This is a genomic window from Nannocystis bainbridge (genome assembly GCF_028368995.1).
Taxonomy (GTDB): Bacteria; Myxococcota_A; Polyangia; order Nannocystales; family Nannocystaceae; genus Nannocystis; species Nannocystis bainbridge.
Window position 1 is genome coordinate 475,970 of the sequence record NZ_JAQNDL010000004.1, and the last position, 21,030, is coordinate 496,999.

18 protein-coding genes are annotated in these 21,030 nt (G+C 72.0%); 9 read left to right on the forward strand and 9 right to left on the reverse strand.

The annotated features are described in order from the left end of the window. Positions 1-40: 40 nt before the first annotated feature. Positions 41-1,132, forward strand: coding sequence for a ribonuclease H-like domain-containing protein (locus POL25_RS39325; RefSeq protein WP_272091545.1), 1,092 nt, complete (start codon positions 41-43; stop codon positions 1,130-1,132). Between the two features lie 170 nt (positions 1,133-1,302). Here the strand turns inward: POL25_RS39325 and tyrS are convergent, their stop codons facing one another. From tyrS to prfA, 3 genes are read right to left on the reverse strand one after another with little or no spacing between them, the layout of a single operon-like run. Beyond that, complete coding sequence (gene tyrS, locus POL25_RS39330; protein WP_272091546.1) at positions 1,303-2,577, reverse strand: tyrosine--tRNA ligase; 1,275 nt, start codon at positions 2,575-2,577, stop codon at positions 1,303-1,305. A 7-nt stretch (positions 2,578-2,584) separates the two neighbouring features. After that, positions 2,585-2,932: a cell division protein ZapA gene (locus POL25_RS39335; RefSeq protein ID WP_272091547.1), complete on the reverse strand. Its 348-nt coding sequence runs from the start codon at positions 2,930-2,932 to the stop codon at positions 2,585-2,587. Next, positions 2,929-4,008 (reverse strand): peptide chain release factor 1, encoded by a 1,080-nt coding sequence (gene prfA, locus POL25_RS39340; protein WP_272091548.1) that lies wholly within the window; start codon positions 4,006-4,008, stop codon positions 2,929-2,931. The genes POL25_RS39335 and prfA overlap by 4 nt, the downstream gene beginning before the upstream one ends. Positions 4,009-4,276: 268 nt before the next feature. Between prfA and POL25_RS39345 the strand changes: the two genes are divergently transcribed. From POL25_RS39345 to POL25_RS39360, 4 genes are all read left to right on the forward strand, one after another. Next, positions 4,277-5,548 (forward strand): hypothetical protein, encoded by a 1,272-nt coding sequence (locus POL25_RS39345; RefSeq protein WP_272091549.1) that lies wholly within the window; start codon positions 4,277-4,279, stop codon positions 5,546-5,548. 205 nt (positions 5,549-5,753) lie between these two features. Continuing rightward, a complete protein-coding gene (locus POL25_RS39350) occupies positions 5,754-6,401 on the forward strand; it encodes a UPF0158 family protein (RefSeq protein WP_272091550.1) in 648 nt (215 codons plus the stop codon). 8 nt (positions 6,402-6,409) lie between these two features. After that, positions 6,410-7,384: a DUF429 domain-containing protein gene (locus POL25_RS39355; RefSeq protein ID WP_272091551.1), complete on the forward strand. Its 975-nt coding sequence runs from the start codon at positions 6,410-6,412 to the stop codon at positions 7,382-7,384. A 116-nt stretch (positions 7,385-7,500) separates the two neighbouring features. After that, entirely contained in the window at positions 7,501-8,508 is a 1,008-nt protein-coding gene (locus tag POL25_RS39360; protein WP_272091552.1) for a hypothetical protein, read from the forward strand. 396 nt (positions 8,509-8,904) lie between these two features. Here POL25_RS39360 and POL25_RS39365 read toward each other — a convergent pair whose 3' ends face one another. Continuing rightward, on the reverse strand, positions 8,905-9,594 hold the full coding sequence (locus tag POL25_RS39365) for a hypothetical protein (RefSeq protein ID WP_272091553.1): 690 nt from the start codon (positions 9,592-9,594) through the stop codon (positions 8,905-8,907). A gap of 90 nt (positions 9,595-9,684) precedes the next feature. On the opposite strand from POL25_RS39365, the gene queF reads away from it, so the two are divergent. The 3 genes from queF (at position 9,685) to POL25_RS39380 (ending at position 12,584) form a co-directional block, all read left to right on the forward strand. Then, positions 9,685-10,053, forward strand: a complete 369-nt coding sequence (queF, locus tag POL25_RS39370; RefSeq protein ID WP_272091554.1) for a preQ(1) synthase — start codon at positions 9,685-9,687, stop codon at positions 10,051-10,053. 43 nt (positions 10,054-10,096) lie between these two features. Beyond that, the gene (locus POL25_RS39375; protein WP_272091555.1) at positions 10,097-11,524 is read left to right on the forward strand and encodes an OmpA family protein; all 1,428 of its coding nucleotides are present in this window, start codon (positions 10,097-10,099) and stop codon (positions 11,522-11,524) included. A gap of 736 nt (positions 11,525-12,260) precedes the next feature. Then, the gene (locus tag POL25_RS39380; RefSeq protein WP_272091556.1) at positions 12,261-12,584 is read left to right on the forward strand and encodes a hypothetical protein; all 324 of its coding nucleotides are present in this window, start codon (positions 12,261-12,263) and stop codon (positions 12,582-12,584) included. Positions 12,585-13,053: 469 nt separating this feature from the next. Here POL25_RS39380 and POL25_RS39385 read toward each other — a convergent pair whose 3' ends face one another. The 5 genes from POL25_RS39385 to POL25_RS39405 form a co-directional block, all read right to left on the reverse strand. Then, positions 13,054-14,130, reverse strand: coding sequence for a GAF domain-containing protein (locus POL25_RS39385; protein WP_272091557.1), 1,077 nt, complete (start codon positions 14,128-14,130; stop codon positions 13,054-13,056). A 152-nt stretch (positions 14,131-14,282) separates the two neighbouring features. After that, positions 14,283-15,023, reverse strand: coding sequence for a class I SAM-dependent methyltransferase (locus POL25_RS39390; protein ID WP_272091558.1), 741 nt, complete (start codon positions 15,021-15,023; stop codon positions 14,283-14,285). A 164-nt stretch (positions 15,024-15,187) separates the two neighbouring features. After that, positions 15,188-16,228: a zinc-binding dehydrogenase gene (locus tag POL25_RS39395; protein ID WP_272091559.1), complete on the reverse strand. Its 1,041-nt coding sequence runs from the start codon at positions 16,226-16,228 to the stop codon at positions 15,188-15,190. Between the two features lie 165 nt (positions 16,229-16,393). Beyond that, on the reverse strand, positions 16,394-17,386 hold the full coding sequence (locus POL25_RS39400) for a hypothetical protein (RefSeq protein WP_272091560.1): 993 nt from the start codon (positions 17,384-17,386) through the stop codon (positions 16,394-16,396). Between the two features lie 104 nt (positions 17,387-17,490). Further along, complete coding sequence (locus POL25_RS39405; protein ID WP_272091561.1) at positions 17,491-18,546, reverse strand: diacylglycerol/lipid kinase family protein; 1,056 nt, start codon at positions 18,544-18,546, stop codon at positions 17,491-17,493. A 190-nt stretch (positions 18,547-18,736) separates the two neighbouring features. On the opposite strand from POL25_RS39405, the gene POL25_RS39410 reads away from it, so the two are divergent. Then, complete coding sequence (locus POL25_RS39410; protein WP_272091562.1) at positions 18,737-21,010, forward strand: S46 family peptidase; 2,274 nt, start codon at positions 18,737-18,739, stop codon at positions 21,008-21,010. Positions 21,011-21,030 lie beyond the last annotated feature (20 nt).

The window sequence follows — 21,030 nt, forward strand, 5'->3', positions numbered from 1 at the left end:
GCGGGTCGCTTCCGCGCAAGTATCCTCCCGGCACCCCGCCATGCAAAGTCCCGTGTCCGAGCTCGCCCCGCGGCCTCAGGGTCCTGAACTCCTCGCCGATCTGACGACGCTCGTGCCCGATCCGAACCGGCTGTGCGTGGCCTATGCGAGCCTCATGCAGGTGCAGGAGGGCCGCACCCGCCAGGGTCGACCGTACTTCGATCTGGTGGTGAGCGACGCCGCGCGGACCATCGCCGCCAAGGTCTGGGACGACGCGCCCGAGGCGATGGAGGCGGCGAGGGCGGCGCGACGCGGGCAGGCGGTCAAGCTGCTGTTCCGCGTCGAGCAGTACCAGGGCGCGCTGCAGCTCAACGTCCGCAAGCTTCGCGGCGCGCTCGACGACGACGACGGCTACGCGCCGGCGCGGGTGTTCGGCGAGGGCTTCGAGCGGGTCGCGGGCAAGCTGTGCCGCACGCTGGTGTTCGACATCGAGACGGCGCCGGCGCACGACCCGGCGACGATGCCGGCCAGCGTGATCGAGGCGATCCAGCGCCACGCGACGCGCGAGGCGTGCGAGCCGGGGCTGGTGATGAGCCTGTCGCCGCTGTTCGGGCAGGTCGTGTCGCTGGCGTTCATGGACGGCGACGACCTCGACGGCGAGGTGTGGGCGCTCGGCGTGCCGCCCGGCGGCGATCCGCGGCGGGTGGTCGAGGCGGTGCCGCCGTGGCTGCAATTGGTCAGCGAGCGCGAGCTGCTGCAGGCGTTCTGGCTGCTGGCGGCCCAGGCCGAGGTGGTGGTCAGCTACAACGGGCGCAACTTCGACGTGCCGTTCCTGCTCGGGCGCAGCCTCGTGCACGAGGTGCCGGCGCGGGTCGATCTGCTCGGCAGCCCGTACGCGTTGCGGCCGCACCTCGACCTCTACCGCATGATCGCCACCGGCCGCTCGGTCGCCCCGGCCCCGCTCGACGCGGTCTGCTGGGCGCTCGGGGTCGACAGCCCGAAGGGCGGGATGAGCGGCGCCGACGTCGCCCCGGCCTACGCCCGCGGCGAGCTGGCGGCGATCTCCTCTTACAACCGCGGCGACGTGCGCGCGACCGCCAGCGTGTACCAGCGCGTGCGCGACACGGTGCTGCGGTTCCGCGAGGACTGGTGAGCCGGGGCTGTCCGAACGGGCATGCTCTGGAGAGCATGTCCTGAAGGGCATGTAGGATCGCGCGGCCGGATGGAGCCTGCGAACAGCGAAGGGGGACATGCCGGTTCGGGCATGTCCCCTCGTGCATGTTCTGGAGAGCATGTCCTCGCGGACATGCCCTTCGGGTCAGCTCAGCCGAACACCACGCGGAAGCGGCACTTCTTGCCCGCCTGCAGGCGCACGCCCTGGTCGCCGGCCGCGGCCGGGGTGACGGGGTGGGCCGGGTCGGTGACGGGCTCGCCGTTGAGCTTGACGGCACCGGCGCCGATCCGCTCGCGAGCCTCGCGCTTGGACTTGAACGCCTCGATCTCGGGGTGCGTGACGAGGTCGACCAGCCGGATCTCGGGGCCGGGCACGGTCACCAGCGGCACCGCGCTCCAGTCGTCGCTGCTGCCGAACGCCTGCTCGCTGGCCTGCTTGGCCTGGGTGGCGTGGTCGAGGCCGTGCAGCAGGGCGGTGGCCTCGTAGGCGAGGCGGACCTTGGCGGCCTTGAGGGCCGCGCCGCCCTCGGCGGTGAGCGCCTCGATCTCGGCGACCGGGACGTCGGTGAAGGTCCGCAGCATGCGGGCGACGTCGCGGTCGTCGCAGCCGATCCAGAACTGGTAGTACTCGAACGGGGTCAGCCGCTCGGGGTCGAGCCAGACCGCGCCGCGCTCCGTCTTGCCCATCTTGCGCCCGTCGGTGGTGAGCAGCAGCGGCAAGGTGAGGCAGTGGGCGGCGTTGGGCTGGCCCTCGGGGGTCATGCGCCGGATCAGCTCGATGCCGGCGACCATGTTGCCCCACTGGTCCGAGCCGCCGAACTGCAGGGTGCAGCCGTGGTGGCGGAACAGGTGCAGGAAGTCGTAGGCCTGGAACAGCTGGTAGTTGAACTCGAGGAAGCTGAGCGGGATCTCGGCGTCGAGGCGGTCGCGGTAGGTCTTGACCGCGATCATGCGGTTGACCGTGAAGTGGCGGCCGACGTCGCGCAGGAATTCGATGTACTTGAGCTCGAGCAGCCAGTCGCCGTTGTCGAGCAGGACCGCGTCGTTGGGCCGGCCGCTGTCGAAGTGGAGGAAGCGGCCGAGCTGGGTCTTGATCGCGGCGGCGTTGGCGGCCACGTCGTCGCGCGTCAGCAGCTTGCGCGCCTCCATCTTGCCGGACGGGTCGCCGATCATGCCGGTGCCGCCGCCGATGATGACGATCGGCCGGTGGCCGGCGCGCTGGAGGGCGCGCATGCCCATGATCTGGACCAGGTGGCCGACGTGCAGCGAGGCGGCGGTCGGGTCGTAGCCGACGTAGAAGGTGACCATGCCGCTGTCCATGGCGGCGTCGATGGCCTGGAAGTCGCTGGCCTGTTCGAAGTAACCGCGCTCGAGCATGCGCTGGAGGGCGGCGGAGCGGGGCGGCTGCGGCGGGGTGGCGTTCATGGCGCTGTCACGCGGTCGGTGGTTCTTCGAGGGTGTCGGCGGCGGCCTCGGCGGCGGCGAGCCGTTGCTCGTGTTGATCGAGGGCGCGTCGCAGGCCCTGCAAGCGCTCGTGGACCTTGTGGCGGAACCGCTGGTGCAGGTCCTTCTCGCGGAACAGCTCGTCGGCGATCTGCATGGCGACGAGCAGGGCGACCCGTTGGGCGTTGGCGGCGCTGTTGACCCGCTTGGCGCCGCTGCTCAGCAGCTGCAAGTGGCCGTCGACGAACTCGGCCAGCTGTTGGACGTAATCCTGGCCCTCGTCGCTGCGGATCGTGAGCGTCTGCCCGGCGATCTCGACCTGGACGGAGCGCTTCATGGCTGGCCCTGGGCCTCGGCCAGCCGGTCAGCCTCGTCGCTGGCGCGCAGGGCGGCGATGACGTCGTCGATGTCGCCGTCCATGAAGTCGTCGATCGCGTGGCGCGTGAGGCCGATGCGATGATCGCTGACGCGGTCCTGCGGGAAGTTGTAGGTGCGGATCTTCTCGCTGCGATCGCCGGTGCCGACCTGGCTGCGCCGCTGGGCCGCGCGCTCGCTCTGGACCCGCTGGATCTCGCGGTCGAGCAGGCGCGAGCGCAGGAGCTTCATCGCCAGCTCGCGGTTTTTGGTCTGCGACTTCTCCTGCATGCAGTGCACCGCCAGCCCGGTCGGGACGTGGGTGATCCGCACGGCGGAGTCGGTGGTGTTGACGCTCTGACCGCCGGCCCCGGAGGCGCGCATGAACTGCACCTCGAGGTCCTTGGGGTTGATCTGGATGTCGACCTCCTCGGCCTCCGGCATGATGGCGACGGTGGCGGTGGAGGTGTGGATCCGGCCCTGAGCCTCGGTGGCCGGGACGCGCTGGACCCGGTGCACGCCGCTCTCGAATTTGAGGAGGGCGTAGACGTCGCGGCCGTGGATCATGGCCGAGATCTCGCGGAAGCCGCCGGCGCCGGCCTCGCTCATGGCGAGGGGCTCGACGGACCAGCGCTGCCGCTCGGCGAAGCGGGTGTACATGCGCCAAAGATCGGCGGCGAACAGCGCGGCCTCTTCGCCGCCGGTGCCGGCCCGGATCTCGAGCACGACGTCGCGGCTGTCGTTGGGATCCTTGGGCAGGAGCAGCTTCTGCAGCTCGCCCTCGAGCTCGCCGCGCTGCTGCTTGAGATCGCGCAGGTCGCTTTCGGCCATGTCCCGAAGGTCAGGATCGGCGAGCAGCTCGTCGGCGTCGCGGGTGCGCGTCTCGAGGTCGCGGTAGCGGGCGATGGCGGCGGCGAGGGGGGCGATCTCGGCGTGCTCGCGCGAGAGCGCCAGCAGACGGGTCTTGTCCTGGGCGATCTCGGGGGCGCAGAGCATGACGCCCAGCTCTTCGTGACGCTCGGCGATGCTCTCGAGCTTGGCGCGCAGGGCAGGGTCCATGGCGAGCGCGCGACGCTAGCACCAGGGCCGAAGGGGCTCAAGGGCCACGCCACCGCGACGAGCGCCGAAACGCGGCGGCTGCAATGCCCGGCGCAGCGTGAGCACTCGTGGCGCTGCTGCGAGGCCGAGGGCCGGCGGCGGCGAACACACACGCGGGGCGGAACCCCGCCAGGACGGCCGCAGGAGGGGGCCCTGGGGCGGATCGGGCGCGGCGGGCCGCGAGCGCCCTTGCCTCCCGGCCGGGGCGCGCGCTATCCGTGGGCGCGCCATGCTCCACGCCGACCGCTGGGCCGCCCGCTACGGCTTTCTCCGCGAGCTGTGGGCCGGCCGCAGCCGCGTGCTCGCCGACCCCGCGCTCGAGGCGGCGCTGCGCGGGGCGAAGTCGCTGCCAGCCCCGTTCGCGGCGCTGCTGGCCGAGCTGCTGCCGGGGGCTGGCAACCAGGCGTGGCTGCTGGCGCACGAGGCGAGGCCGGGCACGGGTCGCGGTCGCACGGGCGCGCGGGTGGCGGAATTCGACGCGTTCGAGGAGCTGCTGGCGGAGGCGCCGTGGCAGGTGGCGATCGTCGACCTGGCGCGCCACTTCGTCGATGCGGCCAGCCTGACGCGGTTCGCGGCGCGGGCCCAGACGCGGCTGGAGAATCGCCTCGAGACGCGGGCGTTCCGGCTGCTGACGGCGCTGGCGGAGGGGGCAGAGGCCGGGCGGGTCGTGGTGGTGACCGCCCCGGGCGAGGCCGCCGGGGGGCTCGAGCTGGGGCTGTTCCAGGAGCTGGTGACGCAGCATTTCCCGCGGGCGCGGATCTACGCGCTGGCGCTGACGCGCGCGGCCAGCGTGGTGGACTGCGGCGAGGTCACCAGCGACGAGATCGAGGACGAGGAGGCCGACGAGCGCGGGCCGGTGCCGCTGGCCTTCGACAACAGCCTCGGCGAGGACGCGGGCTTCGAGTGCCTGATCGCGGTGGTGGGCGCGCGCGACGTGCCGCGCGGGGTGACGCTGCTCGAGCTGCCGCCGACGGCCCCGCCAGCCGAGCCGGCGCGCCCGGAGCGAGCTCGGCCGGAGCGGGCCCGCGACGAGGAGAGCGAGTCGCTGCGCGGGCAATTGGCCCAGGCGCGGCGGCAGATCGAGCTGGCGAGCATCGCCCGCCAGTCGCTGGTGGAGCAGCTCGACGCGGCCCAGGGCCGGATCGATGCGCTCGAGGATCAGCTCGCGGGGCGGGCGCCGGCGGCCGCGAAGGCCAACGAGCCCGACGAGGAGGGGCCGCGACGGATTGACGCGGCGGCGGCGGCGCTGCAGAGCGCCCGCTGGGAGCTCGAGCAGCTGCAGGGCGAGCTGCGGCGGGTGACGGCGCGGCCGGTGGACGCGCTGGAGCGGTCGTTGGCGGCCGCCGAGGCGCGGCTGGGGGCGCTCCACGCCTGCGCCGCGACGGTCGACGCACTGGCGCAGCGGGCCGGAGCGGACGAACCGCTGGCCGCCGAGCTGCAGACCCTCCGCGACCGTCTGCTCGAGCTCGCCGGGCCGCCCGCGACCGACGAATCGGCGTGAACCGGCGCTCGCCGGGCGGGCATCGCCGCGACATGGTTGCCGGGGCCGGGCGCGCCGGACTATCCTGGCGGAGGCGCGCTGGTGCCCAGACCGGCGCTCCTCCCCGTGCGGCCGCAAACCTGTCTGCGCTTGACCACCGCGGACTTCGGGCCGGTCACGGGTGCGCACCGACCCATCACCCCCCTAGAGCGGAAGCGACTTAGCCATGCGAGTTTCCCCCGAAGCGCCAGTCCCCGACTGGTCGGCCCTTGAAACCTCTTTTGAGCACAACGCCCCCGACCACCACGCCTATCTGGATCTGCAGAACGGGCAGGTGGTCACCATCAACGACACCCGGCCCGAGGACGAGGAGAAGCGGCAGCAGATCGCGCGCTCGACCGGGCGCTTCGTCCACCTCGACCCGGCGTCGTCGCGCGAGCAGTACCGCTGGATGGAGCGATTCGTCGCCTCGGTCGAAGATCCCGCGCTGCGCGAGCGGCTGACGCTGGCGATCGACGGCAAGGGCGCGTTCCGCCGGTTCAAGGACGTGCTGCTGTCGTACCCGGTCGAGCGCGACCGGTGGTTCTCGTACCGCGCCAACCTGCTGCACATCTACATCGACGGCTGGCTGGCCAATCAGGACGTGCTGCTCGGCGCGTACCCTCCGTGGGGCAAGCCCGAGGATCCGCCGGAGCCGAACATCCCGCTCGAGAAGCCGGCGAGCGAGCGCGCGCCGGGGCCGTCCGAGACGCTGCGCCGGACCGCGCGCGATCTCATCGATCGCCTGCCCGCGATCGAGCTCCCGGCCGCCATCGCCTACCTGCAGTACTTGCTCGACAAGCAGCCTTCGGTCCACGTCGAGCCGACGACGTGATCCGGCCGATGGAGCTGTCCCTTGCGACATCTCCGGCGCGACGCTTCACCCGCTTCATCGGCGTCGCTCTCGGCGGCGGCCGCGGCAAGACGACCGCGGTCGCTCGCCTCGAGCGCGTCGACGAGGAGGGCGAGACGCCGCGCGTGCGCCTGGCGGAGGCTCGGCTCCGCCACGGCCACCGCGGCAGCGGCGAAGAGGGCGGCGAGGCCAGCGGCGATCCGTTGTTTCGCGACGAGGTGCTGGTCGCGTACCTGCAGCGGTGGGTGACCGACGACGCGGTGGTGGCGATCGACGCGCCGCTGACGTTGCCGCCGTGCATCCGCTGTCCGCTGGCCTGTCCCGGAGTGCAGGCGTGCACCGTGCCGGTGGTGGCGTGGATGCGGAAGCACGCGCCGGCCTTGCACGCGGCCCGGCGCTCCGATCCGGGCAAGCCGGCGGTCACGCCGTACACGCAGCGCGCGGTCGACGTCCTGTTGACGCACGTGGGCCTGTCGCCGCGCGAGTCGCTGGGGCAGGGCATGGGGCCGCTGGCGGCGCGGGCGGCGTATCTGCGGCGCGTGCTGTCGCCGCTGCTGCGACTGCACGAGAACCTGATCGAGGTCCACCCGCCGGCCACGGTGACGCGGCTGTTCGGGGCCGAGGTCGAGCGTCGGCACCGGCGCAGCGACAGCGAGCAGGCGTGGGAGCTGCGCAAGCGGATGCTGACGGCGCTCGAACCGTGCCTCGCGTTCGACTTCGTGTGGCCCGAGGTTGTGGTCCGCAGCCCGCACGTATTCGACGCGGTCATCGCCGGCCTCACGGCGTTCTTGTGGGCGCATCAGAGCTGGCAGGGTCCGCTCGATCTGCAACCGGCGCAGTCTGCGGCGACTCAGGAGGCGGTCGCGCCCGATCCGCTGCGCGCCGCGATCGCGGGGCTCGAGGACCGCTGGCTCGAAGACGGCTGGATCTGGGTCCCACCGGCTCCTGGAGGCGGACGCGTGTGATTCTGCACGATTTGTGGCAGACCCGGCCCCGCAGCGGGCCGTTGCTTCCCCTGCTTGCCTGCGATGCGCCGCCAGGTGCACAGTAGACAGGCTACAGGCCCTCGGACCCCAGACGCATGCGAGACCCGGCCCACGGCAGCGACTTCACCCCTGACGAGCTCGATCTCCTGGAGGACGCGCTCGAGTGGATGGAGGATCCCGCGCGCCGCGCCGAGCTCGAGGCGATGCCCGCGCCGCTGCGTCAGCGCGCCGACGAGTACGCGTCGATCCTGGCGATGACGCGCGAGGCGATGCCCGCGGAGGACGTGGCGCCGGGGGTGCTCGACGGCATCCTCGCCGAGGCCCGGCGATCGGCGCCGCCGCCTTCGCAGCCGGCGGCCGAGGGCCCGAGCCTGTGGGAGCGGCTGCGACGCTCGTTCCTGCTGCCGGGCGTGGCGCTGGCCGGGACCGCCGCGCTGCTGCTGTGGGTGGCGCGGCCGACCGACGAGGCGGGGCCGTCGATCCGCGAGGAGGCGGCGCCTTCGCCCGCGCCGGCGGCTCCCGAGGCCCGCGAGCCGCGAGCGGCGCCCGAGTCGGATGGCCCCAAGGACATGTCCCCGCCGACAGACGACGCGAAGGGCGAGGCTTCGGCGGCCGTCGAGGTCGCACCTGCGCCGGCCGCCGACGCGGCGAGCGTGCCCGGGGCGGTCTACCAGGAGCCGGCGTCGCCGGCGATGAAGGCCATGCGCGGCGGAGCGCCGGCCAAGAAGAAGGCGATCGACGTCGACGAGGGGCCGTTGCCGGGCATCTCCGTGCCGGAGGCGCAGCGCATCGACGCCGACAAGGAGTCGGTCCGCGATCAGCTCGAGAGCGGCGACCGGGCCCGCAACAAGGGCCGCTGCGACGTCGCCGAGGCCGAGTACGCGGCGGTGGCGAACAGCAACGGACCGGCGGCAGAGCGGGCGCGAGCCCTCGCGGGCCTGGGGCTGTGTCGAGAGGCCGCCGGCAAGTCGGCGGACGCGGAGCGCTACTTCGACGCGGCGCGCTCGCTCGACTCCGGGGTCGAGCGCTGGCTCGGCGGCGAGTCCGAGGTGGTGAAGAAGAAGACCACGAAGATGGCCAAGCCGAAGAGCGAGGCGCCGTAGGTCGATCGCGGCGCGGGCCCCGGCCGACGCGCGGGACATGGGCTTCGGGGCATGTCGCAGAGGCCAGGTGCGTTCGAGCATGTTCTGAACGACATGACGGAAGATACATGTCGTCAGGGACAGTCGCCTGCGCGGCGGGCAAGGGGTCGCAAGGACCAGGCGCGCCGAACGGTTCAGTGCAGGCGCGTCGGTGCCCGCGGGCTCACGCTGAACGGGCAGGCGCAGCGATGCCGCGCGGACGCGCTGCCGCTCGCATCAATCGACGTCGACCGCGAAGTCGACGCCGACGCTGAGCGTGCGGGCGCAGCGGTGCCGCGCTGCCGCTCGCATCAATCGACGTCGACCGCGACGCGACGCCGAGCGGGCTAGGGCAGCGGTGCCGCGCTGCCGCTCGCATCAATCGACGTCGACCGCGAAGTCGACGCCGACGCTCGGGCCGTCGTAGCCGGGGAAGCGGTGGTCGAACACGGCCTTGCGGGCGCACGGGACGATGCCCCACACGCTCAGGCTCGCGGGGGCCTTGACCGACACGCTCTCGACCTTGCCCGAGGGCAAAAGGCGCAGCTGAACAGCGAGGCGGCCGCTGCCGACGTCGCCGTAGCGGCTGGCCGTGATCACGCAGTCGGTGATCTTCGGCGTGATCTTGGCGAAATGCTGGTCGAGGACGCGCTCGCTGGGCCGCTCGCTGCCGGCCTCGAGGTCGATCGTCTGGGTCTTGTCGCTCGAGAACTGGGGGATCTTGCGATCGTCGACAGGCACGAAGGGGGGCAGCTTTTCGGCCGGGGTCTCGGCCTCCTCGACCTCGTCGCCCGGCGCTGTCGCGGGCTCGGAGCCGTGGCCCGCGGCTGAGGCCGCCGTGGTCCGGCGCACGCGCTTCTTCTTGCGGCGCTTCTTCTTCTTTTTGCCGTCGTCGGTGACGGGTGGCGCGGCCGGGGCGTCGACGACGCACTGGCCCTCGACGCAGCTGCTCCCGGGGTCGCAGGGCGTGGCGCACTCGGGCTTCGGTGCGGGTTCGCACGCGAACGAGGTCACCAGCGCCAGCGCGACGAGGCGGGCGAAACGGGCGCCCGGCGGATGCTCACCCATGGGCCCGGATGATGCCGGCCGCAGCGGCGCGGTTCAAGCTCACGGCCCGAGATCTGGCCCGCGGGCAGCCGACCATGGCAGCTTGCGCGCGTGTCCACGGTGCCCTCCCGAGAGCTCGCTTCGTTCGTCAATCCCCGCCCCGGGCGCGACTACGAGGTCCGCTTCGATTGCCCTGAATTCACCTGTCTGTGCCCGATGACGGGCCAACCGGACTTCGCCACGATCCGGATCCGCTACCGCCCGCGCGCGCGCTGCGTCGAGCTCAAGAGCCTCAAGCTGTACCTGTGGTCCTTCCGGGACACGGGGGCGTTTCACGAGGCCGTCACCAACCAGATCCTCGACGACCTGGTCGCGGTTCTGGACCCGGAGTGGGTCGAGGTCGAGGGCGACTTCCTGGTCCGCGGCGGGATCCACACGGTCGTGCGAGCCCGCCACGTCGGCGCGCCGCTGCCGGGCTGAAAGCGGCGGGCGGGCGTGATAACGTCCGCCCGGACTCGCAGCCATGCCCATGTTCTCGACCCTCGCCGGCGCCCTGATCGCTCTCCTCCTCGACGGTCCCTTCAACTACGAGTTCTCGCGCGTCACCGACGAGAAGAGTCAAGCCCACGTGATCCTGCGGGCCAACGAGGACCTGCAGGCGATGGAAGTGACGATCAGCGGCGACCGCCAGACGATCCGCAAGAAGATCCCGGCGCTCAAGGCCGGCAAAGAGTTCAAGATCGCCTGGACGCAGAACGGCGACAACGCGGCCTACGAGATGGCGATCGTGTCGTCGGCGGGCGAGGCCAACGCCAACTTCGAGGTCGCGCGCGGAGCCAGTAAGCCGTCGGGCGGCGGTGGCGGCGGTGGTGGCGGCGGCGCGGCCGGCAAGGTCACGGCGATGGCATCCGCGGCCGACATCCTCTTCGACCACAAGGTCGCGTACACGACCAGCTTCGAGGTCAGCGGCTACGAGTTCAAGGTCTACAACACCGACGGCGACGTGATCCACACGGACGCGGGCGCCGGCGGCTGGAAGGCCAACGAGCGCATCGACCTCAAGTGGGACACGACCGACGACGTGTTCCTGGTCAAGGTCCGGTTCGAGGGCGCGCAGGGCCAGTTCGGCGAGCACATCCTGGCGCCGATGGCGATCGACATCCCGCACACCGAGGTCGTGTTCGACAGCGGCAAGGCGATCATCCGCGGCGAGCAGGCGCCGAAGATCGACGAGGCCGCGGCGGTGGCGATGCACAAGCTGGCGGCGGTCGAGAACGCCAAGAAGGCGGTGGGCAACGCGCTCGAGGGCGCCGGTTACGTGCCCAAGCTGTTCATCGCCGGCTACACCGACACCGTCGGCAAGCCGGGCGACAATCAAAAGCTCTCGGAGGGGCGCGCGCGGGCGATCGCGGAGCGCTTCCACGAGCGGGGCGTGTGGTCCGAGATCTATTACACGGGCATGGGCGAGAAGGGCCTGAAGGTCCAGACGCCGGACTCGTTCGACGAGGAGAAGAATCGCCGCGCGGTCTATGTCATCAGCTTCCAGCCGCCGACGGGGCCGTGGTTCCCGTCGCCAGGGGCGTGGAAGAAGGTGGCAGGCGCGCGCGCGCGTCCGTCCGAGCTGCCGCCGTACCCGGAGAAGTGGAAGGAGCACGAGGACAACAAGCGCTACGGCAAGCCGGGCGCGGGCTCCTCGTCGGGCGACAGCAGCAGCGGCAGCAGCAGCTCGAGTGATTCGTCGAGCGACGACAGCTCGGGCACGTCGGGCAGCAGCAGCAGCTCGGGCGGCGAGCCATACATGGGCTCGGCCGAAGGCCCGCCGGAGGTCGGCGGGGAGCCGGGCGCGAGCAAGAAGGGCTGCAACGTGGTGGCCGAGCCGACCCCCGGGGCGACGATCCTGCTGCTCGCGGGGCTGCTGACGCTCCGTCGCCGTCGCGTCCGCGCGGCGTGAACGCTGCCGAGGTCGCCTCACGCCCGTTCGCCGACGCGAGCGGGCGTTTTGCGTCTCAGATGCAACGGGGCGGTGCGACCGATGGTGAGCGGTCGCTGCCGTGCAGAGATGGGCTGCCCGCACGGGTGCGGCTCGCTTCGCGTTTCGGATGCACGGGGCGGTGCGACCGATGGCGAGCGGTCGCTGCCGTGCAGAGATGGGCTGCCCGCACGGGTGGGAGGCGCTTCGCGTTTCGGATGCACGGGGCGAAGCGACCGATGGCGAGCGGTCGCTGCCGTGCAAAGGGGGGCTGCCCGCATGGGTGCGGCTCGCTTCGCGGGCGGCGTAATGGGGTCGTCGCCCGCGGGTGACTTCGAGGCATCGACACGACCAGGGCAGGTCGTCGTGCGGGCCTTCATCCGCGGCGGCGGCGACGGTGCCGATGCATGCACGAGGGCCCGGATCGCGCGGCGTCGCTCCGAAGCAGGCGTCGAGGCGGCGGGCCGGGAGCAGCGCACGCGCATGGTGTGCGAGGGGATCGGCGATGTCGTCGCCGCGATCGGGTCGCGACTCCCAATCGTCGATGCGGCGAGAAATGCCTCAGAGGTGCATGCAGGGCCATGAATTCGCCGGATCGGTCGACGTGGCCTTTGGGACCTGCGCCACGCGGCAGGTCGCCACGCTCGGCCCGTGATCGACGGGAGAGTTGCAGGCTCGCCAACGTGTTCCAGACTTGCGCCGCAGAAGGAGTGAGAGCATGGCACGTAGCAATCGGACAAAGCAGAGTGGGCCGGCGCGGGCCGGCGCGAAAGTACGCAAGGCGGCTTCGGCCAAGACCGCTGCCCCGTCGCGGACGAAGAGCGCCGCGGTGAAGGGCAAGACGACGGCGGCCAGCAAGGCGACGAGCAAGCCGGCCGCGCGCGCGAGCAAGCAAACCGCGGCGCCCGCTTCGACGACCCGCAGCGAGGCGGCGAAGAAGGGCTGGGAGACCCGTCGTCGCCGGGCCGCGAAGGCGTCCCCGACGACGACGCGCAAGGCCGCCGCCGGCAGCACGAAGGCGAAGAAGACCCGGGCCCGCTAGCGAGATGTCCTTCGGGACATGTCCCACAGGCGGCCAGCCGCAGGACCGCGCGGCTGGCCGAGTCGCGGACGGGCGCACAGGACCGCGTGCGCCCGTCCGCTCGTGACAGCGGACGAGGCGGCGACGCCGACGCGACGGCGTGACGCAGACCGGACGAGGCACGAGACCGCGTGGCTCGTCCGGCAGCAGAAGCGACGAGGTTGCGAGGCTCGCCGCGTCGGCGCGTGAAAGCAGAGGACGAGGGTGACGGCCGGCTCACCCGACAAGACGGCGAGCCACGAGACCGTGTGGCTCGCCGTCGCTTTCATGGAGACCGCGGGATACGCCGGCGCTGTCAGAGACGGGGAGCCTCGAGATCGTGGGACTCGACCCGGCATCTGCCGACGAGGCGCGAAGCGCTCGTGCGATGAGGAATCGGCGCCGGGCAGTGGGAATCATTCCCCCGCGTCGGTCTGGAAGTCAGTGGCTGTCAGGCGGGCTGGCCTTTGGGACAGGAGTTTTGCAGGCAGTGCTGCAGCCCGCACTTGAGGCTCGGCGTGGCGGGCAGGCGGGCCAGCTCGGGGCACACGGTCACGAGCTGGGCGACGGCGTCGGTGCCGACGCCCGAGAGCACGCACGCGGCCCCGAGGCGACGGACCGCGTGGGCGATCTGGGCCACGGATTCGGCGTTGACGGTGTCGATCGCCTCGATCGCTTGCAGGTCGAGCACCACCCACGCGGCCTGTTGGCGCGAGATCGTCTCGGCGAGGCCGCCGATCGTCGCGGCCTGGCGGTCGCCGTCGAGGTGGCCGATCAGCGGCACCGCGAGCACGCCGTCCCAGATCTCGAGCACCGGCGAGGTGAGGCGCGCGATCTCCTGGCGCTGCGCGTGGATGACCGACATCTTGTGAAGCAGGTCGCGCTCGGCGGTGCGGCGGCGATCGGTCTCGAGCGCGAGCGTGACGGCGTCGGCGAGCGAGGCGACGAAGGCCAGCTCGTCGTCGGTCCAGACCCGCGGGCCGCCGATCGACTCGCAGCAGAGCACGCCCGACAGGCCGCCGCGCGAGCGGATCGGGGCGTCGAGGGTGGCGGACACGTCGTGCCGGCGAAAGTAGATGCTGCCGAACTCGCGGGTGCGGGGGTCGGTCTGCGCGTTCGCGGCGTCCAGCACCCGCGTGGTCGCCAGCGTGGCGAAATAAATCGGGAAATCGCAGCGGTAGAGCACGGCACCGGACGAGTGCGCGGAGGTCGCCACGTCGTACACGTCGGCGCACTCCAGGGCCGAAGCGTCGGGGGTAAAGAACCACACGCCGGCGCGATGGATGTCGAGGACTTCGGTCGCGGTCTCGGTGACGCGGCGGAGGGCGGTGGCGAGGTCGACGTCGGGCCGCTCACGGTCGCGGGACAGCTCGAGCAGCGCTCTCAGCTGGCGGGCGAGGTTGGAGTTGTCGCTCGCCGCGTCGCCGCCACACATCAGCTCGGCGAGCACGCGCGCCCTGGCCCGGTCCGGGTCCTCTGCGATGCGGGCGGCGGCGACGATCCGCGCGGCTCGATCGAGCAGGTTCATACTTCCCCTCCAGAGCGAAGTATGACCGGCAACACCGGACGCGCGAGCGGCGAAGCCGCCCGATCGACATCACATGTCCCCAGGGACAGATCGAGGGCGGCCCGGGCGCTGGCGCCTGGGCGGGCAGATCGACGGTCAAGCTCGACCGCGTGTCACTCGAAGGTGACGACGAAGACCTCCTGCTCGCTGTCGGTGCCGGCGGCGCCGCTGGTGGCACTGTCATCTCCGCGGCGCGCGCGACGGATCTCGACCTCGCTGCGGTAGCCGAGCGCCTCGAGGGCGTTGACCGTGGTCTGAAACAGCGGGCGGCCGGGGTCCGCGAGCACGATCCGGCCGCCCGGGCGGCACAGGCGGGCCAGCGCCGGGGCGACCTGATCGGCGAGGCCGGCCTCGTAGACGACATCGCTGGCGAGCACGAGGTCGGCGGTGCCGAGGGCGGCGACCAGGGCGTCGGGGTCGGCGACGTCGCCCTGGTGATAGGCGATGACGGCGTCGTTGAGGGCGGCGTTGCGGCGCAGCAGGGCGAGCACGTCGGGGTGGGCGTCGCAGGCGAGGACGTGAGCGCCGAGGCGGGCGGCGACCAGGCCGGGCAGGCCGAGGCCGCAGCCGACCTCGATGACCCGGCGGCCGCGGACCAGCGCCGGTCGCTCGCCGAGGTGGGCCGCGAGCGCGCGGCCTGCCGACCACAGGGTGCCGAAGTACGGGACGAGGCGCAGCGCCTCGGCGTCGTCGAGGCTGCGGCCGACCTCGTCGCACAGGGCGTCGATGGCGGCGTCGAGGCTGGCGACGACGTCGAGCTCGACGACGACGCCGCCGCACAGCTCGCGGACGCGGCGCAAGGGGTAGTCGAAGCGGCTGCCCGAAAGGACAGGTGAAGCGGCGGGGGGGGTCATGGTCGGGGAGGGGGTCCGAAGGGACAGGCGAGGTGCGGGTCAGCGGTCGCGCGGGACCGTGGAGAATGGCTGCCCGAAAGGACAGGCGAAGAGACGGGGTTGCGAGGCGGAGGGGCGGGTGTTCCTCGTGGATGTCCGAAGGGACAGGTGAACCTTCGCCCGCGTCAGCGGTCGATCGTGAGGACCACCTTGCCGAACTGTTCGCGGCGGTCGAGGTAGCGGTGGGCGGCCTCGGCCTCGGCGAGGGGGAAGGTGCGGTCGAGGATGGGCTTCAGCTCGCCGCGGCCGACGTGGGCGAGGATCGGGAACAGCATCGACTTGCTGCCCATGGTGCTGCCGAGGACCTGCAACTGCCGGAAGAACACCTGGCGCAGGTCGGTGGTGGCGGCGTGGCCCGAGGTCGCGCCGCAGGTGACGACCGCGCCGCCGCGCTTGCAAAGGCGCAGGCTGGCCTCCCAGGTGGCGGCGCCGGTGTGCTCGAACACGACGTCGACGCCGCGCTTGTGCACCCACGGCACGCCCCGCACGCGCCGCTCCCACTCGGGGTCGTCGCTGCGGAAGGTGAGCTCGGCCCCGAGCTCGCGCGCGCGGGCCAGCTTGGCGTCGGTGCTGGCGAGGGCGATCACGCGGGCGCCGAACAGGCGGGCGATCTGCAGGCCGGCGACGCCGACGCCGCTGCCGACGGCGTGGATCAGGACCGTCTGCCCGGGCTTCACCTGCGCGCGCGCGACCAGCATCTGCCAGGCGGTGAGGAAGGTCAGCGGGACGGCGGCGGCGCTGACGAAATCGAGGTTTTCGGGCTTGGGCAGCAGGTTCTGGGCCGGCACGGCGATCTGCTCGCAGTAGCCGCCGGGGAGCTGCTCGCCGAGGATGCCGTACTTGGGGCACAGGTTGTCCCAGCCCGACAGGCAGGCCTCGCACTGGCCGCACGAGACGCCGGGGCTGACGACGACCTCGGCGCCGACCCTGGCCGGGTCGACGCCGGGACCCACGGCGGTGACGACGCCGGCGATGTCGCAGCCGAGCACGTGCGGCAGCGGCAGCTTGAGGCCCGGCAGGCCGCCGCGGACCCACAGGTCGAGGCGGTTGAGGGCGCAGGCGCGGACCTCGACCAGCGCCTGACCGGGGCCGGGCTCGGGGTCGGGCAGGTCGGCGAGCTCGAGGACGCTGGGGTCGCCGTGGCGGCGGAGGACGACGGCTCTCATGGCGGCAGCTCCAGGTGCGAGGGACAGGGCGAAACGGACAGGCGAGGACCGCGGTCGGATGCTGAGAGGGAAGGATCGCGGAGGACAGGGCGAAACGGACAGGTCGGAGAGGACAGGTCGGAGAGGACAGGTCGCGGAGGACAGGTCGGAGAGGACAGGCGAGCGTCAGCGAAGGGCGGCGAAGTTGACGTTCTCGCCGTCGTGCACGGCGTCGACGAACTCCTGCACGACCGCGCTGATGTCGCCCGAGCGGGCCTTGCCGGCCTTGATCGCCTGCGACAGGGCGTCGGCGGCGGCGGCGTAGTCGGCCAGGCTCTCGGCGAACTGCGGCAGCCAGAACACGGCCGACGCGGCCTTCGGGTCGGAGTCGTAGGCGGCGCGGAACTCGGCGTAGGCGCCGGTGAAGGCGCCGTGGAAGGCCTCGCACACGCCGGCGGTGAACTCGTCGTGGTCGCCGATGCAGCGCACGTACGGCTTGGCCTGGATGAGGGCGTTGCGGGTGTGCCACTCGAGGCCGGCGCCGACGCGGGCCTCGATCTCGGCCAGGACCGCGGCGTCGAGCCGGCCCTGGCGGGCGGCGATCTGCTCCTCGAGGCCGCGCCGCGACTCGTCCCAGGCGCGGTAGGCGTCGCTGAAGTTGTTGTAGATCGGCGAGCGCTCGCCGTCCTCTTCGATCGAGGATGACCTGTGCGACATGTCCTCGCGGACAGCGTCGATGGTGGCGGCGAACACTTTGGAGGTGTCGTTGTAGACCGCGGCGGCCTGCTCGAGCGCCGGCTGCGGCGGCTTGAGCAGCGGCCCCTCGCGCTCGGCCTTGTCGCACTGGCCGAGCGCCTCCGGCGGGATCTCGGCCGGCGGGGTGCGGGTGCGCCCGGCGAACGCGGCCGCGCCCTCGCGGTAGGCGTCGTACAGCGGCACGCGGGTGGCGCCGACGCAGTCGACGTAGAGCCGGAGCTTGTTGAGGACGAGCTCGGGCGGCAGCCGGTCGGGCTCCTCGGGCCGCTTCTTGTCGGTCGAGGTCAGGCCCTGCTGCAGGCGCTCGCTGATCTGCCGCTGGAGCCCCGCGACGCCGCCGTTGCAGGCGAGGCCGGCGCACAGCGGCGCGGCGAGCAGCAGCCCGCGGAGCCGAGAGTCGTGCGTGGCCGGGCCCAGGGTCATTGCGAGCGGCAGAGCAGCGTGCCAGGGCCGACCGCGCCCCGCAAGCGCCCGGGCGGCCAGCGAGCCCGTCGACGCGGCGCGGAGGTCATGAGGAACGGCGCGCGTCAGACCCAGTGCGGGTCTTCGGGGACGATGATGCGCAGGTAGTGGAAGAGGTTGCGGATCCGGTAGTGATCGGTCGACACGTACTCTTCGCCGTCGATCTGCGAGGGGACCGGGCCCATGCCTGCGGGGCGGAAGATCTTGACCTCGATCTGCGAGCCGCGCGGGATCTGCTTGGGCGCGAGGCCGAGGACCGCGAGGTCGTCCTGGGTCACCGGGTTGCGCTTGTGGGCCCGGATCGTGATGGCGCCCCAGTCGGCGGGGTTGTCGACGATGATGACCTCGAACTTGCCGTCGTCGGGCTTGCTGGTGGGGTCGAAGATCCAGTCGCCGCCGTACAGGACGGTGCCCTTGATGACGATGTCGTTGATGCCGCCGAGCTCGCGGGTCTCGCCGTCAATGGTGATGATCGCGGCGAAGCGGGCCTTGCCGATCAGCGACTTGAGGGCGTTCTTGGCCAGGCTCGACAGGCCGGCGCGGATGTACACCAGCTTGTCGCGGTAGAGCTGGCGCAGAACCGGGATCTTGGCGACGATCTTGCGGTCGCGGTTGCGCTTGGCCAGGATCTGCGCCGAAAGGCCGAGGCCCCAGCTGTCGAACCAGAGGTCCTGATCGACGACCTCGCCGGCGGCGTCGATGGCCTCGACCTGGCCGACGTCGAGCCACTGCTCGACGCCGCCGGCGATGATGGCGATGTTGTGGGGCAGCGCCTTGAGGCCGGAGTGGATGCCGAAGCTGCGGCCCTGGTCGTTGGCGGTGCCCATCGGCAACATGCCCATCGGCGTGTCGCTGCCGCAGCGCTCGCGGGCGAGGATGATGCCCTTGGCGGTCTCGGCGAAGGTGCCGTCGCCGCCGAGGTAGATCACCCGGGCGACGTCGCCGCGCTCGAGCCGTTCGGCGAGCGCCGCGACCGTGGCTCCCTGCGGAAGCGTGGAGAAGAACTCGGGCTCGAGGCGGGCCTTCGTCAGACCCTCCATCGCCGCGGCGATCGCCGCCTCGGCCTTGCCGCTGCGAGCCGTGGGGTTGCCGACGAGCAGCGAGACGCGAGGGCGAGGCACGGCGGCGGAAGGCTAAACCTCCGGGCCCGCGGCGGGCAAGTCCGCGCGAGGGAGCGCACGCGTCGCGCGGCCGGGTCGCGCCGGCCGCCGGGCCCCGGTCGCGTCCTGCTTCGGGTTTCAGCGCCCCGCACCCGGGGAGGTCACGCGAGCGCGACGCGCAGCCGCCGCGCGGATCTGATACCCAACCGGGATGCTCCGCACCCTCCCCGCAGCGCTGCCTTCCAGCCTCACCCTCGTGCTCCTGATCGCCGGTTGCGCCGGCAAGGGCGCCGACTCGGCCACGCCGAACGGCGGCGGCGAGAGCGTGACCCAAGAGCCAGATCAGGCCAAGGCCACGGTCAAGTTCGAGAACCCCGGCGGGATGTGGATGCCCGGGCAGATGACGGCCCACGCGGAGACGCTGAAGAGCCTCGGGCTCACCTACGACCCGGCCGCGCTGACCGACCCGACGGCGTTCCCGCTCGGCGCGATCGTCAGCCTCGGCGGCTGTTCGGCCTCGTTCGTGTCGCCCGAGGGCCTGATCGTCACCAACCACCACTGCGTGACGCGCTACCTGCAGTCCAACTCGACGCCCGAGAACAACCTGCTCGATAACGGCTACCTGGCCAAGACCCGCGCCGACGAGAAGTCGGGTGGCCCGGCGGCGCGCGTGTTCGTGACGACCGCGTTCACCGACGTGACCGACAAGGTGGTCGGCGGGCTCGAGGGCGTGGCGGACGACAAGCGCGGGGGCCAGATCGAGGATCGCCGCAAGCAGCTGGTCGGCACGTGCGAGGGCGGCCGCGCGGGCGTGCGCTGCACGGTGGCGAGCTTCTACGAGGGGGCGCAGTTCTACCAGATCGAGCAGACCGAGCTCCGCGACGTGCGCCTGGTGTACGCGCCGCACGAGGGCATCGGCGTGTTCGGCGGCGACATCGACAACTGGCGCTGGCCGCGTCACACCGGCGACTTCTCGTTCCTGCGCGCGTACGTCGGCAAGGACGGCCAGCCGGCCGACTACTCGCCCGAGAACGTGCCGTTCAAGCCGAAGCACCACCTGAAGGTGGCGACCGACAAGGCGACCGAGGGCAGCCTGGTGATGGTGGCCGGCTACCCGGGCCGCACGCAGCGGCTCAAGACGTCGGCCGAGGCGCAGCAGGCGGCCGACTGGTACTACAGCCGCCAGATCCAGCTGTACGAGGAGCTGATCGCGGTCATGGAGGGCATCGGCAAGCTGGACCCGAAGGCGTCGATCGCCGGGGCGTCGCGGCTGCGCGGGCTCCACAACTACCTGCTCAACTTCCGCGGCATGCGCGACGGCCTGGTCAAGGGCGGGGTGGCCGGCGACAAGGCCCGCATCGAGGGCGAGCTGCAGACTTGGATCGAGGCCGACGAGGCGCGCAAGGCCAAGTACGGCGACGTGCTGGCGCAGATGGCGGCGCTGACGACCGAGAAGGCCAAGACGCGCGAGCGCGACGCGGCCCACGACGAGCTGGTGCGCGGCTCGCTGCTGCTCGGTGCGGCCGAGACGATCGTGCGCCTGGCCGACGAGCGGGCCAAGCCCGACGACCAGCGCCGGCTCGGCATGCAGACCCGCGACGAGCGGGACCTCGAGCAGTCGATGCAGGCGCTGCAGGCCAACTACCACCCCGACCTCGATCGCGCGGTGTTCCGCCTGTACCTGCAGCGCGCGTCCAAGCTGCCGGAGGCCGAGCGGCCCGAGGTGCTGACGGCGATCGTCGGCAAGAAGGGCACGATCACCGACCTCGACATCGACCGCGCGCTCGACAAGCTCTACAAGGCGACCAAGCTCGGCGACGCGGTGGTCCGGCTCGAGGCGCTGCGGGCGGCCAGCACCAAGTCGATCAAGGCCAGCAGCGATCCGTTCATCAAGCTGGCGCTCAAGCTGAAGCCGCTCAACGAGGCCAACAAGAAGCAGAGCGAGGCGACCACCGGGGCGATGGCCTCGCTGCGCCCGCGCTACATCGAGGCGCTGCGCGCGTTCCACAACGGGACGCTGGCGCCCGACGCCAACTCGACGCTGCGCGTGACCTTCGGGACCATCCGCGGCTACTCGCCGTCGGCCGGCGCGCCGGTCTACAAGCCGTTCACCTCGGTGTCGGAGATGGTGAAGAAGAACACCGGCGAGGAGCCGTTCGCGGCGCCCAAGGGGGCCCTCGACGCGGTCTCGGCCCGGCGCTTCGGGCCCTACGCGGCGCCGGAGCTCGGCGAGGTGCCGGTCAACTTCCTCGCCGACCTCGACATCACCGGCGGCAACTCGGGCTCGGCGACGCTCAACGCTCGCGGCGAGATCACCGGCCTGGTGTTCGACGGCAACATCGAAGCGATGGCCAGCGACTGGGTGTTCATGCCGCCGATCACCCGCTCGATCCACGTCGACATCCGCTACGTGCTGTGGGTGATGGACGCGGTCGACGGCGCCGACCACCTGCTCACCGAGCTCGGCGTGACCCCGGCGGTCTGAGGCCGCGGTGAAACGAGCAC

What these genes read in the sequence shown, in the direction of transcription:
- prfA (WP_272091548.1), bottom strand. Translation starts at nt 4,008, where the DNA reads ATGGACCCTGCCCTGCGCGCCAAGCTCGAGAGCATCGCCGAGCGTCAC.
- POL25_RS39400 (WP_272091560.1), bottom strand. Translation starts at nt 17,386, where the DNA reads ATGACCCTGGGCCCGGCCACGCACGACTCTCGGCTCCGCGGGCTGCTG.
- POL25_RS39325 (WP_272091545.1), top strand. Translation starts at nt 41, where the DNA reads ATGCAAAGTCCCGTGTCCGAGCTCGCCCCGCGGCCTCAGGGTCCTGAA.
- POL25_RS39350 (WP_272091550.1), top strand. Translation starts at nt 5,754, where the DNA reads ATGCGAGTTTCCCCCGAAGCGCCAGTCCCCGACTGGTCGGCCCTTGAA.
- POL25_RS39395 (WP_272091559.1), bottom strand. Translation starts at nt 16,228, where the DNA reads ATGAGAGCCGTCGTCCTCCGCCGCCACGGCGACCCCAGCGTCCTCGAG.
- POL25_RS39355 (WP_272091551.1), top strand. Translation starts at nt 6,410, where the DNA reads ATGGAGCTGTCCCTTGCGACATCTCCGGCGCGACGCTTCACCCGCTTC.
- POL25_RS39380 (WP_272091556.1), top strand. Translation starts at nt 12,261, where the DNA reads ATGGCACGTAGCAATCGGACAAAGCAGAGTGGGCCGGCGCGGGCCGGC.
- POL25_RS39360 (WP_272091552.1), top strand. Translation starts at nt 7,501, where the DNA reads ATGCGAGACCCGGCCCACGGCAGCGACTTCACCCCTGACGAGCTCGAT.
- POL25_RS39375 (WP_272091555.1), top strand. Translation starts at nt 10,097, where the DNA reads ATGCCCATGTTCTCGACCCTCGCCGGCGCCCTGATCGCTCTCCTCCTC.
- POL25_RS39365 (WP_272091553.1), bottom strand. Translation starts at nt 9,594, where the DNA reads ATGGGTGAGCATCCGCCGGGCGCCCGTTTCGCCCGCCTCGTCGCGCTG.
- POL25_RS39410 (WP_272091562.1), top strand. Translation starts at nt 18,737, where the DNA reads ATGCTCCGCACCCTCCCCGCAGCGCTGCCTTCCAGCCTCACCCTCGTG.
- POL25_RS39345 (WP_272091549.1), top strand. Translation starts at nt 4,277, where the DNA reads ATGCTCCACGCCGACCGCTGGGCCGCCCGCTACGGCTTTCTCCGCGAG.
- POL25_RS39335 (WP_272091547.1), bottom strand. Translation starts at nt 2,932, where the DNA reads ATGAAGCGCTCCGTCCAGGTCGAGATCGCCGGGCAGACGCTCACGATC.
- tyrS (WP_272091546.1), bottom strand. Translation starts at nt 2,577, where the DNA reads ATGAACGCCACCCCGCCGCAGCCGCCCCGCTCCGCCGCCCTCCAGCGC.
- POL25_RS39385 (WP_272091557.1), bottom strand. Translation starts at nt 14,130, where the DNA reads ATGAACCTGCTCGATCGAGCCGCGCGGATCGTCGCCGCCGCCCGCATC.
- POL25_RS39390 (WP_272091558.1), bottom strand. Translation starts at nt 15,023, where the DNA reads ATGACCCCCCCCGCCGCTTCACCTGTCCTTTCGGGCAGCCGCTTCGAC.